Annotated in this window: 13 protein-coding genes and 3 tRNA genes; 5 read left to right on the top strand and 11 right to left on the bottom strand. The window is 70.2% G+C overall.

What is annotated here, in order from left to right:
- Positions 1 to 13: 13 nt before the first annotated feature.
- The 3 genes from rpmG to ACZ56E_RS06815 all read right to left on the bottom strand — a co-directional run bounded on the left by rpmG (position 14) and on the right by ACZ56E_RS06815 (position 460).
- Complete coding sequence (rpmG, locus tag ACZ56E_RS06825; RefSeq protein ID WP_004571794.1) at positions 14 to 178, bottom strand: 50S ribosomal protein L33; 165 nt, start codon at positions 176 to 178, stop codon at positions 14 to 16.
- 88 nt (positions 179 to 266) lie between these two features.
- Positions 267 to 339, bottom strand: a tRNA-Met gene (locus ACZ56E_RS06820).
- Positions 340 to 387: 48 nt separating this feature from the next.
- A tRNA-Thr gene (locus ACZ56E_RS06815) sits at positions 388 to 460 on the bottom strand.
- A gap of 246 nt (positions 461 to 706) precedes the next feature.
- Between ACZ56E_RS06815 and ACZ56E_RS06810 the strand changes: the two genes are divergently transcribed.
- Entirely contained in the window at positions 707 to 2,002 is a 1,296-nt protein-coding gene (locus ACZ56E_RS06810) for an amidohydrolase family protein (RefSeq protein ID WP_471211909.1), read from the top strand.
- 126 nt (positions 2,003 to 2,128) lie between these two features.
- The gene (locus tag ACZ56E_RS06805; protein ID WP_468604457.1) at positions 2,129 to 2,785 is read left to right on the top strand and encodes an SDR family oxidoreductase; all 657 of its coding nucleotides are present in this window, start codon (positions 2,129 to 2,131) and stop codon (positions 2,783 to 2,785) included.
- Between the two features lie 51 nt (positions 2,786 to 2,836).
- Here the strand turns inward: ACZ56E_RS06805 and ACZ56E_RS06800 are convergent, their stop codons facing one another.
- Positions 2,837 to 3,049, bottom strand: coding sequence for a hypothetical protein (locus ACZ56E_RS06800; protein WP_471211907.1), 213 nt, complete (start codon positions 3,047 to 3,049; stop codon positions 2,837 to 2,839).
- 236 nt (positions 3,050 to 3,285) lie between these two features.
- Here ACZ56E_RS06800 and ACZ56E_RS06795 point away from each other — a divergent pair, with 236 nt between their 5' ends.
- The gene (locus ACZ56E_RS06795; RefSeq protein WP_471211905.1) at positions 3,286 to 6,006 is read left to right on the top strand and encodes an NACHT domain-containing protein; all 2,721 of its coding nucleotides are present in this window, start codon (positions 3,286 to 3,288) and stop codon (positions 6,004 to 6,006) included.
- 75 nt (positions 6,007 to 6,081) lie between these two features.
- Here the strand turns inward: ACZ56E_RS06795 and ACZ56E_RS06790 are convergent.
- Positions 6,082 to 6,163, bottom strand: a tRNA-Tyr gene (locus ACZ56E_RS06790).
- Between the two features lie 196 nt (positions 6,164 to 6,359).
- Here ACZ56E_RS06790 and ACZ56E_RS06785 point away from each other — a divergent pair.
- Positions 6,360 to 6,848, top strand: a complete 489-nt coding sequence (locus ACZ56E_RS06785) for a YajQ family cyclic di-GMP-binding protein (protein WP_362994368.1) — start codon at positions 6,360 to 6,362, stop codon at positions 6,846 to 6,848.
- Positions 6,849 to 6,969: 121 nt separating this feature from the next.
- Here ACZ56E_RS06785 and ACZ56E_RS06780 read toward each other — a convergent pair whose 3' ends face one another.
- A complete protein-coding gene (locus tag ACZ56E_RS06780) occupies positions 6,970 to 7,236 on the bottom strand; it encodes a GlsB/YeaQ/YmgE family stress response membrane protein (RefSeq protein WP_362994366.1) in 267 nt (88 codons plus the stop codon).
- 103 nt (positions 7,237 to 7,339) lie between these two features.
- Here ACZ56E_RS06780 and ACZ56E_RS06775 point away from each other — a divergent pair, with 103 nt between their 5' ends.
- Complete coding sequence (locus ACZ56E_RS06775; protein ID WP_471211902.1) at positions 7,340 to 8,593, top strand: APC family permease; 1,254 nt, start codon at positions 7,340 to 7,342, stop codon at positions 8,591 to 8,593.
- A gap of 54 nt (positions 8,594 to 8,647) precedes the next feature.
- Here ACZ56E_RS06775 and ACZ56E_RS06770 read toward each other — a convergent pair whose 3' ends face one another.
- From ACZ56E_RS06770 to ACZ56E_RS06750, 5 genes are all read right to left on the bottom strand, one after another.
- Positions 8,648 to 9,184: an SMI1/KNR4 family protein gene (locus tag ACZ56E_RS06770; protein ID WP_471211900.1), complete on the bottom strand. Its 537-nt coding sequence runs from the start codon at positions 9,182 to 9,184 to the stop codon at positions 8,648 to 8,650.
- A gap of 89 nt (positions 9,185 to 9,273) precedes the next feature.
- The gene (locus ACZ56E_RS06765) at positions 9,274 to 9,669 is read right to left on the bottom strand and encodes a YccF domain-containing protein (protein ID WP_468604449.1); all 396 of its coding nucleotides are present in this window, start codon (positions 9,667 to 9,669) and stop codon (positions 9,274 to 9,276) included.
- Positions 9,666 to 10,529 carry a zinc metalloprotease HtpX gene (htpX, locus tag ACZ56E_RS06760; RefSeq protein WP_393473013.1) on the bottom strand — a complete coding sequence of 288 codons (864 nt, stop codon included), beginning with the start codon at positions 10,527 to 10,529 and terminating at the stop codon, positions 9,666 to 9,668. The genes ACZ56E_RS06765 and htpX overlap by 4 nt, the downstream gene beginning before the upstream one ends.
- A 195-nt stretch (positions 10,530 to 10,724) precedes the next feature.
- Positions 10,725 to 12,257 carry an NADH-quinone oxidoreductase subunit N gene (locus ACZ56E_RS06755; protein ID WP_471211897.1) on the bottom strand — a complete coding sequence of 511 codons (1,533 nt, stop codon included), beginning with the start codon at positions 12,255 to 12,257 and terminating at the stop codon, positions 10,725 to 10,727.
- The gene (locus tag ACZ56E_RS06750; RefSeq protein WP_471211895.1) at positions 12,254 to 13,849 is read right to left on the bottom strand and encodes an NADH-quinone oxidoreductase subunit M; all 1,596 of its coding nucleotides are present in this window, start codon (positions 13,847 to 13,849) and stop codon (positions 12,254 to 12,256) included. The genes ACZ56E_RS06755 and ACZ56E_RS06750 overlap by 4 nt, the downstream gene beginning before the upstream one ends.
- Position 13,850 lies beyond the last annotated feature (1 nt).

Below are 13,850 nucleotides of genomic sequence, written 5' to 3'. Positions count from 1 at the left end.
TACGAGCCTGTGTTTAGCGCGTTTCGCGGTGCGCAGTGTGCGCGTTGCAGCGCGGGCAGTGCTTCTTCATCTCCAGTCGGTCCGGGTCGTTACGCCGGTTCTTCTTGGTGATGTAGTTCCGCTCCTTGCACTCCACGCAGGCCAGCGTGATCTTCGGGCGGACGTCGGTGGCAGCCACGTGAGTGCTCCTTGGACGGACGATGGACGGATGAACGCATAAAAGAGTAGCCGATCGAAGGACCGACCCCACAATCGGCTACCAGGAGTAGCGGTGACCGGACTTGAACCGGTGACACAGCGATTATGAGCCGCTTGCTCTACCGACTGAGCTACACCGCTGCGATGCCGTGATCTCCCCGCCCGAAAGCGAGGATCACTCGACATCAGAGCCCCAATGCGGAATCGAACCGCAGACCTTCTCCTTACCATGGAGACGCTCTACCGACTGAGCTATTGGGGCGAGCGATGAAGACATTACACGGTTGGTCGCCGATCGCCCAAATCCGTTTCGCCGGGGCTGCCCCGGGACGTCGGCCGGCCCGCCACAGGGGTCTGTGAACGCCCCGTACGCCTACTCGAACCACACCGGTACGACTATTCCGCTCCTCCTCGAAGCGTGCCTTTCGCCGTCCTAGGCTCGACGCGCGCTGCGTGATCTTGACGCCTCGAAAACGACAGCAGCCGCCCCCGAGCCCCCAGGAGTGCGATGCCCGACAGCCAGCCGCAGCAGCCCCACTCCTCCGGCGCCCACGGACCGTCCGGTTCCGGCCCCGCGGACGATCCCGGGGCCCTGCTGCTCTGCGGTGCCCGGCTCACCGACGGCCGGACCGTCGACGTCCGGCTGGGCGGCGGGCGCATCGAGGCGGTCGGCACAGCCGGCAGCCTGACCTCGCACGCCGCGCGCGTGGATCTCGACGGCTACCTCCTGCTGCCGGCGCCCGCGGAACCGCACGCACACGGCGACACGGCGCTGTCGGCGGACACGGTGGGCCCGGTCTCGTACGACGTCCCCGACGTGCAGCGCAGGGCCACCGAGGCGGCGCTGCTGCAGCTCGGGCACGGCGCCACGGCGGTGCGTTCGCACGTGCGGATCGGTGACGTGCAGGGGCTCGGCCCGATGGAGGCGGTGCTCCAGGCGCGGCGCTCGCTCCGGGGCCTGGTCGACATGACGACCGTCGCGGTGCCGCGGCTGCTGACCGGCGTCGCGGGCGCCGACGGGCTCGCGATGCTGCGGGACGCGGTGAAAATGGGCGCCTCCGTAGTGGGCGGTTGTCCTGATCTCGATCCCGATCCGACGGGCTACACGGAGGCGGTCCTTGAGCTCGCCGCGGAGCACGGCTGCCCGGTCGACCTGCACACGGACGGTGACGATCCGGCCAGGCTCGGACGGCTCGCGGCGATGGCGGCCGGTCTGCGGGCCGGGGTGACGGTCGGGCCGTGCGGTGGTCTCGGACGGCTGCCGGCGGACGTGGCCTCGCGCACGGCCGAGCAGCTCGCGGCGGCCGGGGTGACGGTGGTGTGCCTGCCTCAGGGCGGGTGCGGGAGCGCGGAACGGCGCAGGACGGCTCCCGTGCGGCTGCTCCGTGCGGCCGGGGTGCGGGTCGCCGCGGGCAGCGGGGCGATGCGGGACGTGTCGAACCCGGTGGGGCGCGGGGATCCGCTGGAGGCCGCGTATCTGCTGGCCACGGGGTTCGGGCTGCGGCCCGAGGACGCCTACGGGGCGGTGAGCGGGGCCGCGCGGTCGGCCATGGGGCTGCCCGAGGTGCGGGTCGAGGCGGGTTTCCCCGCCGAACTGCTCGCCGTGCGCGGCGACCGGCTCGCGGGGGCGCTGTCGCTCGCGTACAGCCGGATCGTGGTGCATGGAGGGCGCGTCGTGGCGCGGACCAGTGCGGTACGCGAGTACTGCGACTCGGCTGTGGCGGTGGCGTTGGATCTGCCGCGGCAGGGGCGGTCGACGGGGGCGGCGCCGGGGCGTCCGAAGGGCGATGAGCCGTCCTCCTGAGGGAGGACCGACCTCCGCGCGTGCCGGTACCTCACTGTCGTGTTCCCGGGGGTTCCCAGGCGCGTGTTCCCGCACCCCCACGCGCGCGTTGAGCGCTCGCGTCCACCCTGCCGTACGGTCGGGAGTATGCGCATTGTCATCGCTGGGGGTCATGGTCAGATCGCGCTGCGGCTGGAGCGTCTGCTCGCCGCGCGCGGTGACGAAGTCGCCGGGGTGATCCGCAACGCCGATCAGGAAGCTGATCTGCGCGCGGCGGGTGCCGAACCGGTGTTGTGCGACCTGGAGTCGGCGTCGGTCGACGAGGTGGCCGAGCGGCTGCGCGGGGCCGACGCGGCGGTCTTCGCGGCGGGCGCGGGGCCTGGCAGCGGCGTCGACCGCAAGAACACCGTGGACCGTGGCGCGGCCGTGCTCTTCGCGGACGCGGCGGAGCGGGCCGGGGTACGGCGCTACATCGTGGTGTCGTCGATGGGCGCCGATCCCGAGCACCGGGGCGACGAGGTCTTCGACGCCTATCTGCGGGCCAAGGGCGAGGCGGACGCGAACGTACGCGCGCGTGCCGCCCTGGACTGGACGATCCTGCGTCCCGGGATGCTGACGGACGACGCGGGCACCGGTCTCGTACGCCTGGAGGCGTCGACCGGACGGGGGCCGGTCCCGCGGGACGACGTCGCCGCGGTGCTCGCGGAGCTCCTGGAGACACCGGCGACGGCCGGGCTGACGCTGGAGCTGGTCGGCGGGTCCGTGCCGGTGTCGGTGGCGGTCAAGTCGGTCGCGGGCAACTGAGGTCGGCGGGGCAGCCGTTCAGCCGGTCCGAGAACCGCTTCTGAGGCCCGCTCAGAACAGCGGGAGCTGTCCGGGGTGGTCCGGGACCACATAGCCGTCCAGAGCCGCCTGTGCGGCTCCCAGCGGGGCCTGCCTGCGGGACCCCGGACAGGAGATCAGGTCACCGGTGCCGCGCGGGCCCGGCGGATCGTGGCGGGCGAACCGGCCGCCGACGACAGCGATCTCGCGGCGGCACTCCGGGCAGTTTCTGCGACGGGACAACATGTGATCAGTGTGCCGTGGGGGCGGCATGGCTGCGCCGCGCCGTGACCCGACACTCCGAAAGTATGTACGGATACTCGCCCGTCCGGCATTCCCACAGGTCAGAGAATCCCCCCCCAACTGGGGGACGCATCACCGAAGTTGGGCATGCCTTCCCGCGTTCAGCCCTACTCTGCCGCGAGGGCGGTCGGCGGCTCAGGCCGCGCACACCGCGCGGAACGCCTCGGAGGGCTGGGCTGATGGAACCCGCGGTGATCGGAGCCCGGCTCGCCTCGAGCATCGTGGGACCGCTGATCAGGAAGCTGTTCGTGTCCGAAGGCGCCGGGGCCGAGCTGGTCGACAGACCTGTCCGGGTGTCGCGGCTCGTCTCGTTCCGCGGCGAGAAGCGGACGCTGTCCGACAAGGATCTGCACAAGATCGCGGAGGAGCTGGTCAAGCGAGCCGCCCACTCGACCGGCGTGGAGGAGCTGCTGCCCTCCTTCGAGAAACAGGCCGTGATCCATGCCGTCACCGACTCCCTGCGCACCCTCGGCACCCTCGACATGGACGACGTGCAGGCCGTACGGCTCGGCCATCTGGAGCTCTCCCGGCACCTGCGCGCCCAGAACCGGACGGCGACGCTCGGCCTGTCCCACGACGCGGTCACGCTGCACGCCGGCGTGTTGGACACCGCGTGCCTGCACATCCTGAACTTCTTCACCCAGCGGTCCACCTTCGTCCCCCGCACCCTGCTCGAACAGAGGCGCGGCATCGAGGAGTTGACGCGCAAGATCGACTCCCTGATCACCCGGTCGCCCTCCCCGGCGGACGGACCGTTCGAGGAGCGGTACGCGCACTACATCGCGACCAAGCACGGCAAGCTGAGCATCTTCGGCCTCGACCTGTCCGGAGCGCCGGAGAGCTGGCGGCTCGACGTGGCCTACCTCAGGCTGGACGCGGCCGCCGACGCGTTGAGCGCCACTCCCAGTGTGGTCTCGGCCGACCACGTCCTTGCAGGCCGTAACCGCGTACTCCTACGGGGTGTGGCCGGCTCCGGAAAGACCACTCTCATCCAGTGGCTGGCGGTGACCACGGCGAAGAAGTCGCTGGATGAACAGCTGCTCTACCTCTACGGAGTCGTGCCCTTCGTCCTCCCTCTGCGCACCCTTACCCGCAGCGGCGCTCCTCTGCCCGCTCCCGACGGCTTCCTGGCCGCGGTGGACTGCCCGATCGCCGGCAGCCAGCCGCACGGCTGGATCGACCGGGTGCTGCAGGAAGGTCGCGGGCTCATCCTCATCGACGGCATCGACGAGGTGCCCGAGGACGACCGCAACGACGCCCGTCGCTGGCTCCGGGAGCTGCTCAGCGCCTACCCCGACAACCGCTGGCTCGTCACCTCCCGGCCGTCGGCCGTACGGGAACGCTGGCTGACGGACGATGACTTCGCCGAGCTGGACCTCGCCCCCATGAACCGGGCCAACATCGCGGAGTTCATCCAGCGGTGGCACAAGGCGGCCGGCATCAGCGACCAGTACGCCACCGAACTGCTGCGCGCGGTCCGCGCGCAGGAAGACCTGAGCAGGCTCGCGATCAACCCGCTGATGTGCGGCCTGATCTGCGCACTGCACCAGGACCGCCGCGGCTTTCTGCCCGAGGGCCGCAAGGAGATCTACGACGCGGCCCTGTCCATGCTGCTCTTCCGGCGCGACCGTGAGCGCGGGGTGCACAAATCCGGGCCCATCCACATCAGCGAGGCCGAGCACATCCAGCTGATCCAGAAACTGGCCTACTGGATGATCCGCAACGGCCGCTCCGAGATGAACCGCACCGACGCGGTGGAGCTCCTGGGCCAGGTCCTGCCGGCCATGCCGAAGGTCGCCGAACAGGGCACTCCGGAGGAGGTCTACAGGCATCTGCTCGTCCGCAGCGGCCTGCTCAGGGAGCCGAGTGCGGACTCCATGGATTTCGTCCACCGGACCTTCCAGGACTACCTGGGGGCCAAGGCGGCGGTCGAAGGGCTCGACTTCGACTTCCTCATCGCCAACGCGCACCTGGACCAGTGGGAGGACGTCATCCGCATGGCCGTCGCCCATGCCCGGCCCACCGAGCGGACGTATCTCCTCACCGGCCTCATCAGGCGCAAGGACACCTCACGTCAGGGCCGGGACCGGCTCCACCTCCTCGCGGCCGCCTGCCTGGAGCACGCGACCGAGCTCGCCCCTTCGGTACGGGCGGAAGTGCAGGAGCGGGCGGCGGCCCTCATCCCACCGCGTTCGCCGGACCAGGCACGTGCCCTGGCGGCCATCGGCCCCGTGGTCATCGAACTGCTGTCCGGCCCCAGGGAGCTGCCCACGCGCCCGAACACCCCGGGCCCGTTCGCCACGGAAGAGCAGAAGGCGGCGGCCGCGGCGGCGGAGGCCGCCTACCGCGTCGTGGCCGATGAGGCGTACTTCACCGTGCTGACGGCCACGCCTATCGCCACATACGCGGCGATCGAGGTGCTAGCCCTGTATCGCAACCACCCCGACCTGCGGGTACGCAACGAGCTCGCCCAGGCGTGGGATCGGTACGACACCGAGCTGTACGGCCAGGAGGTGGTCGCGCACCTCGCCGAGGACGGGCTCTACTTCCCCGTGTCGAACCTGAACGAGCTGCGCGCGCTGCGCAGCTTCGGCGGCCGCTCCCGCATCAGGATCGCGGGCGAGTTCACCGTCGAGGAGTTCGTCGCCACGTGCCCGGGGCAGCGCCTCACCCATCTGTGGGTCGAGGCGGACATGGGACCCACGTGGGACTGGCTGGACCTCTTCCCCAAACTGTGCGAGCTCACCATCGATACGCTCCAGCCGAGCATCGACCTCAGCACCCTGGAGAGGGTGCGCTCCCTGCTCACGCTGCGTGTCCCCGAGGAGACGGCCCTCGTCGGCGCCGGACTGCTGCCGGAGTCCACGAAGGTCGTACGGGGGCGTCTCAGCACGGTCTGAACGCCCGCACCGCCGCATACGAAGAAACCCCCTCCGATCTGCGTTTCCGCAGATCGGAGGGGGTTTACCTTCATGTGGCGGCGCCAGGATTCGAACCTGGGAAGGCTGAGCCGGCAGATTTACAGTCTGCTCCCTTTGGCCGCTCGGGCACACCGCCGGGTTTGTCGCCAAGCTCCGCTTTCGCGGCGCTCCGTGGCAACGACGTAAACGATACCTGATGCACAGGGGTGCTTCGCCACCCGATTGAGCGGCACCCCGTGCGGGGGCGGTGGCTAGGCTTTGCGGATGCGGCCAGCGTCAGTCGGCCGTGTAACCGCTGAGTACGCATACCCCGATACAAGGAGCCACAGGACATGGCCGACTCCAGTTTCGACATCGTCTCGAAGGTCGAGCGGCAAGAGGTCGACAACGCCCTCAACCAGGCCGCCAAGGAGATCTCGCAGCGTTACGACTTCAAGGGCACGGGCGCCTCGATCTCGTGGTCCGGCGAGAAGATCCTGATGGAGGCGAGCGGCGAGGAGCGGGTCAAGGCGATCCTCGATGTCTTCCAGTCCAAGCTGGTCAAGCGCGGCATCTCGCTGAAGGCGCTGGAGGTGGGCGAGCCGCAGCTGTCCGGCAAGGAGTACAAGATCTTCGCGTCCATCGAGGAGGGCATCTCCCAGGAGAACGCGAAGAAGGTCGCCAAGATCATCCGCGACGAGGGCCCCAAGGGCGTCAAGGCGCAGGTCCAGGGCGACGAGCTGCGGGTCAGCTCGAAGAGCCGCGACGACCTGCAGGCCGTACAGGCGCTGCTCAAGGGGCAGGACTTCGATTTCGCGCTGCAGTTCGTGAACTACCGGTAGCACTGCCGGGCGTACGGCCGGTCGTACGGCCGGTGGTCCGCTGCCGTACGGACGACGGAGGGCGGGCACCCCGGGTGGGGTGCCCGCCCTTGCTGCTGGCCGCAGATCGGGGAACGGCGCCTCAGCGTCGTGAGTGGCCGAAGAGGATGCGGTACGCGACCAGCAGGACCAGTGAGCCGCCGATGGCCGCCGCCCAGGTGGCGCCGTCGTAGAAGTCGTCGGCGATGGGGTGGTCGAGGTAGCGGGCGGAGATCCAGCCGCCGATGAAGGCACCGGCGATGCCGATGACGGTCGTCCCGATGAAGCCGCCCGGGTCGCGGCCGGGCAGCAGCAGTTTGGCGACGGCTCCCGCCAGCAGTCCCAGAACGATCCAGCTGATGATGCCCATGCGGTGACCCGGCCTTTCTCGCGCGGTGAGCTTTTGTGCGCTGTTGTCCTGAAGGACGTCTCTACGGAGAGTCGCGGTTGCGGTGATCCGTAGGGTGCGGCGTATGACACAGCAGCCGGAGCTCCGGCGGACGCTCGGCGTCTTCGACGCGGTGGTGATCGGCCTTGGCTCGATGATGGGCGCAGGGATCTTCGCGGCGCTCGGTCCTGCCGCGGAAGCCGCCGGGTCGGGGCTGCTGATCGGCCTCGCTGTCGCCGCCGTGGTGGCGTACTGCAACGCGATGTCGTCGGCGCGGCTCGCCGCCCGCTACCCCGCGTCGGGCGGGACCTACGTCTACGGGCGGGAGCGGCTCGGAGCGTTCTGGGGCTACTTGGCGGGCTGGGCGTTCGTCGTCGGCAAGACCGCTTCGTGTGCGGCGATGGCGCTCACCGTGGGGGCGTACCTGTGGCCGGAGCAGGCGCACGCGGTGGCCGTCGGGGCCGTAGTGCTGCTGACCGCCGTCAACTATGTGGGTGTGCAGAAGTCGGCGTGGCTGACCCGCGGGATCGTCGCTGTGGTGCTCGCCGTGCTCGCAGCCGTCGTGGCCGCTTGCGCGGGCTCGGGGGCGTCCGACGCGGGGCGCTTGGACGTAGGGCTCTCGGACGGGTTCGGTGGGGTGCTGCAGGCGGCCGGGCTGCTGTTCTTCGCCTTCGCCGGGTACGCGCGGATCGCGACGCTCGGCGAGGAGGTACGGGACCCCGCGCGGACCATTCCGCGGGCGATCCCGCTGGCCCTGGGCATCACGCTGTGTGTGTACGCGGCCGTGGCGGTGGCCGCGCTGACCGTACTGGGTTCCGACGGGCTCGCCGGCGCGCCGGCGCCGCTGGTGGAGGCGGCGCGTGCGGCGGGGGCGCCGGGGCTCGTGCCGGTGGTGCGGGCGGGCGCGGCGGTGGCGGCGCTCGGCTCGCTGCTCGCGCTGGTCCTTGGCGTGTCGCGGACCACGCTGGCCATGGCGCGGGACAGGCACCTGCCGGGGGCGCTCGCGGCCGTGCATCCGCGCTTCCGGGTGCCCCACCGCGCGGAGCTCGCCGTCGGGGCCGTGGTCGCGGTGGTGGCGGCGACGGCGGATGTGCGTGGGGCGATCGGCTTCTCCTCCTTCGGGGTGCTCGTCTACTACGGGGTCGCCAACGCGTCGGCCTGGACGCTGAGTTCGGAGCCGACAGCGCGTGTCGTGCCGCTGGTGGGCGCGATCGGCTGCGCCACGCTGGCGTTCGCCCTGCCGGCGTCCTCGGTGGTGACCGGGGCGCTGGTGCTGGCGGTGGGTGTTGTCGCGTACGGAGTGCGGGGGCGTGTGCGGGGCGGTGGCGCTGACGGTTGAGGGGGGCGCCTTGACCGAGGACGTGGGACTGGCGGGGCCCGCGGGACGGGTGTCCTACGCGCGCGTGCGGGCGTCCTGCCAGGCCGGCAGGTCGAGGTCGTCGTTGTCCTCCTCGTACCATCCCGTGCCGTCGAGCCACGCGGTGAGCCACGTCGTGAGGTCCGGGGAGTCGACGAACCAGGCGTGCCACGGGTCGCCGCCGTTGGGCTCGAAGAGCAGGACCTGCGCCTCGTCGGTGTGGCAGTCCACGCACGCGTACATCGCGCAGCCCCAGTGGGATATCGGCAGGACGCCTTCGGGCCAGCCCCACTCGGAGTCGCGCATCGAGAAGTACTCCTCGACGACGGCCGGCTCGCCTCCTGACGACTTGCCTTCGAGCAGGGGCAACAAGCCGTACTCCGGGCCCCAACCGCCGTCACCTATGCGGGTGTAGAGCGCGGCGAGCAGGGGCGGCAGGGTGAAGCCCAAGGAGGCCTCCGCCCGGGCCAGGGTCGCCGCGTCCACGGGGGTGGGGAGGGTGTCCCAGCCCCAGGGACGGGTGACGCGCGCCTCGGCGGCGACACGGGCCAGCAACTGCTCGCTGTCGTTCATGAGTTCATGGTGGACCACGGCACTGACAATCGGGCCCGGGCCGAGGTCTGCTTTGCCGGACTCCAGCGCGTCTTCCAGGGCACCGCGCCTCAGTAGCGCGCGGCGAACGGCTGGTCGGTGCGGACGATGTCGCGGCCGAGGGGCAGCAGCGAAACCGGGATCAGCTTGAAGTTGGCGACGCCCAGGGGGATGCCGATGATCGTGACGCACAGGAGGAGGCCGGTGAAGATGTGGCCGAGGGCGAGCCACCAGCCCGCGAGGAGCAGCCACAGCACATTGCCCACGCAGGAGGGCGCGCCCGCGTCGCGGCGCTCGACCGTGGTGTAGCCGAACGGCCACAGGGCATAGCGGCCGATGCGGAAGCTGGCCAGGCCGAACGGGATGCCGATGATCGTGACACAGAGAATCGCACCCGCGACCAAGTAGGCCAGGAACATCCAGAAGCCGCAGAGGACGAGCCATATGACGTTCAGGATTGTCTTCACTGGTGGCGACCTGCCATCTGCTCGAGTCGGGCGATGCGCTCCGCCATCGGCGGGTGCGTGGAGAACATCTTGGACATGCCCTGTCCCGGACGGAAGGGGTTCGCGATCATCATGTGACTCGCCGTCTCGAGGCGGGGCTCGGGAGGCAGCGGCAACTGCTTCGTCCCCGCGTCGAGTTTACGCAGGGCGCTCGCGAGGGCGAGGGGGTCGCCGGTGAGCTGCGCACCGGACGCGTCGGCCTCGTACTCCCTGGAGCGGCTGATCGCGAGCTGGATGACGGAGGCCGCAAGCGGGCCGAGCAGCATGATCAGGAGCATGCCGAAGATGCCGGGGCCTTCGTTGTCGTTCGACCGGCCGACGGGGATCAGCCAGGCGAAGTTGACCAGGAACATGATCACGGAGGCGAGGGCGCCGGCGACCGACGAGATCAGGATGTCGCGGTTGTAGACGTGGCTGAGCTCGTGGCCGATGACGCCGCGCAATTCGCGCTCGTCGAGGAGGCGGAGGATGCCGTCGGTGCAGCACACCGCCGCGTTCCGGGGGTTGCGGCCCGTCGCGAACGCGTTCGGCGCCTCCGTGGGCGAGATGTACAGACGGGGCATGGGCTGGCGGGCCTGGGTGGAGAGCTCGCGGACCATGCGGTACAGCTCGGGGGCCTCGAATTCGCTGACCGGGCGGGCCCGCATGGCGCGCAGGGCTAGCTTGTCGCTGTTCCAGTACGCGTACGCGTTGGTGCCGAGCGCTACGAAGAGCGCGACGATCAGGCCTGTACGCCCGAAGAAACTGCCGATGACAAGGATGAGCGCGGACAGTCCCCCGAGGAGTACGGCGGTCTTCAACCCGTTGTGCCGGCGGTGCACGGTACGCCCTCCTGGTGGTGCGTGGGGGAACCCTCTGCTGACTGGTGCTTCCACTGTTCAGTGGACCCTCCCGTACTGGTCAACGCCAGGCGGGGAGCACTAGTTCCCTTGTGCACGCATGAGCGGTGTAGGCCGCGCGGGTGACGGGCTGTGCCCGGGGGCGCGGCCGTGGAGTGCCCTGTCGGAGCGGGCCGGTCAGAACAGGCCGGTGTCCGAGAACCTCAGGACCAGCTGGGGCGCTCCGGAGAGCGCGATGCCGAGGACCGCCGTCAGCGCGATGGCCGCGGTGAGCGGGGCGGGGACGCGGTGCTTGACCGGCTCACCCTCGGGGGCGCGGAACAGGAGCGCCGTCCACTGGAGGTAGTAGAAGAGCGCGATCACCACGTTCACGGCCATGACCACGGCGAGCCAGCCGAGGCCCGCGTCTACGGCGGCCGAGAAGACGGTGACCTTCGCGAAGAGACCGATGATGCCGGGCGGCAGCCCCGCAAGGCAGAGCAGGAAGAAGCCGAGGACGAGGGCGGCGAGGGGGCTGCGCGCGTACAGGCCGCGGTAGTCGCTGACGCGGTTCAGGCGCTGGGTACGGCCGACGAGGGCGGCCACGGCGAAGGCGCCGAGGTTCACGGCGGCGTACATCAGGGCGTACGCGACGGTGGAGCCGATGGCCTTCTCGGCGGCGGCTTCGTTGTCGGCGTATCCGGCGGCGGCGATCGGGACCAGGAGGTACCCGGCCTGGCCGACCGAGGACCAGGCGAGGAGGCGGACCGCGCTGTACGCGCGCGTGGACTGCTGGCGCAGGGCCGCCACGTTGCCCGCGGTCATGGTGAGCGCGGCGAGGACGGCGAGCGCGGGGCCCCACACATCCGCGTACGACGGGAAGGCGACGACGGTGACGAGGATGAGGCCGGTGAAGCCGACAGCCTTCCCGACGACGGAGAGGTAGGCGGCGACGGGCAGGGGCGCGCCTACGTAGGTGTCCGGTACCCAGAAGTGGAAGGGCACGGCGGCCACCTTGAAGGCGAAGCCGACGAGGGTGAGCGCGACACCGGTCTGGGCGAGCGTGTGGAGCTGCCCGTCGACTTCCTGGAGCTTGGTGGCGACCTCCGTGAGGTGCAGGGTGCCGGTCGCCGCGTACACGAAGCTCACACCCATGAGGCTCACCGCGGTCGCGGTGACCGAGGAGAGGAAGAACTTCAGGGCCGCTTCGGAGGAGCGCTTGTCGCCGCGCCTGAGGCCGACGAGGGCGAACGCCGGAAGGGACGCGACTTCGAGGGCGACGATGAGCGTCGCGAGGTCGCGCGAGGCGGGCAGCAGGGCGGCGCCCGCCGCGGAGGAGAGCAGCAGGAACCAGAACTCCCCTGCGGGGAGTTCGTCGCCCGAGTCCTTGAGGGTGCTCATGGAGAGCAGGGCGGCGAGCAGGGCGCCGCCGAGGACGAGGAGCTGGATGACGAGGGTGAAGCGGTCGGCGGTGTAGCTGCACGCGTGCGTGCCCCCGCCGGTCAGGCAGAAGGTCGAGCGGTCGTCGTCCAGGAGGGGCAGCAGGGAGAGCGCGGCCGCGGCCAGGCCCGCCACGGAGAGCCAGCCGAGGAGCGCCTTCTTGTCGTCCTTCACGAAGAGGTCGGCCACGAGCACGACGAGGCCGACGACCGCGGCGATGGTCGGCGGCGCGATCGCGAGCCAGTCGACGGACTGGACGAGGCTGGCGGCGCTTTCGGCGGCCACGGTCACGACTTGCCTCCAGTGAGGAGCTTCTGCACGGCCGGGTCGGTCAGGCCGAGGAGAGCCGCGGGCCAGAGTCCGGCGAGGACGGTGAGGGCGACGAGCGGGGTCCAGGCGGCGAATTCGTAACCGTGGACGTCGGCGAGTGCCTTGGGGGCCGGCTCGTCGGCCGTGGCGGTCTGCGGCATCGGGCCCATGCAGACACGGCGTACGACGATGAGCATGTACGCGGCGGTGAGCAGGGTGCCGAAGGCGGCGATGGCCATGAAGGTGAGGAAGGCCGGGCGGCTCAGGTCGGCGGCGGGCTCGAACGCGCCGAACAGGGCGAGCATTTCGCCCCAGAACCCGGCGAGGCCCGGCAGTCCGAGAGAGGCGACGGCACCGAAGGCCAGGAGGCCGCCGAGGCGGGGTGCCTTGCCGTAGAGCGCGGCGCCGGACTCCTGTGCGAGGGCGTCGAGGTCGGTGGTGCCGGTGCGGTCCTTCAGCGCGCCGACGAGGAAGAAGAGCAGGCCGGTGATGAGGCCGTGGGCGATGTTGGCGAAGAGTGCGCCGTTCACGCCGGTCGGGCTCATCGTCGCGATGCCGAGCAGGACGAAGCCCATGTGGCCGACGGACGAGTAGGCGATGAGGCGCTTGAGGTCGCCCTTCGCGCCCTGCTTGGCGAGCGCGAGGCAGGCCAGGGATCCGTAGATGATCCCGACGACCGCGAAGGCCGCGAGGTACGGCGCGAACTCCCGCATTCCGTCGGGGGCGATGGGCAGAATGATCCGGACGAACCCGTACGTACCCATCTTCAGCAGTACGCCGGCCAGCAGGACCGAGCCGACGGTCGGCGCGGCGGTGTGGGCGTCGGGCAGCCAGCTGTGCAACGGCCACATCGGCGTCTTCACCGCGAGCCCGATCCCGATCGCCAGAACGGCGATGACCTGCACGGATGTGGTCAGGCCCCGGCCGTTGTCAGTGGCGAGTGCCACCATGTCGAATGTGCCGGACTTGAGCCCGATGAGGAGCAGGCCCAGCAGCATCACGACGGATCCGAGCAGGGTGTACAGGATGAACTTCCAGGCGGCCTGCGTGCGTTGCTCACCGCCCCAGCGGGCGATGAGGAAGTACATCGGGATGAGCACCATCTCGAACGCCAGGAAGAACAGCAGCAGATCGAGGACGGCGAAGGTCGCGAGGGTGCCGGACTCGAGCATGAGCATCAGTGCGACGAATGCCTTGGGGGACGGGCCCGCAGGCATTTTGAAGTAGGAGTACAGCGCACAGAGGAACGTGAGCAGCGCGGTCAGGACCAGAAGGGGGAGCGAGATGCCGTCGATGCCGAGATGGATGCGCACGTCGAGTGCGGGGATCCAGCTGATATCGGTCGTGGCCTGCATCTTCGACGGCTGGTCATGGTCGAAGCCGAGCGCGAGGACGATCGCGGCGAGCAGGATCACGCCGGTCACGGTCACGCCGTGGCGCAGCACGGCCTGGTCGGGCGACTTTCCCTTCAGCCCGGGCGGGACCGGCAGAAGGGCGGCCACGGCGCCGATGAGCGGGCCGACGACGATCAACGCGAGAAGAAACTGCATCACGGACTCACTGATACCGATCACG

The organism is Streptomyces sp. NPDC039480 (genome assembly GCF_055597165.1).
Note: the sequence above shows the minus strand (reverse complement) of the source record. Positions and strands in the feature narration are given on the sequence as shown.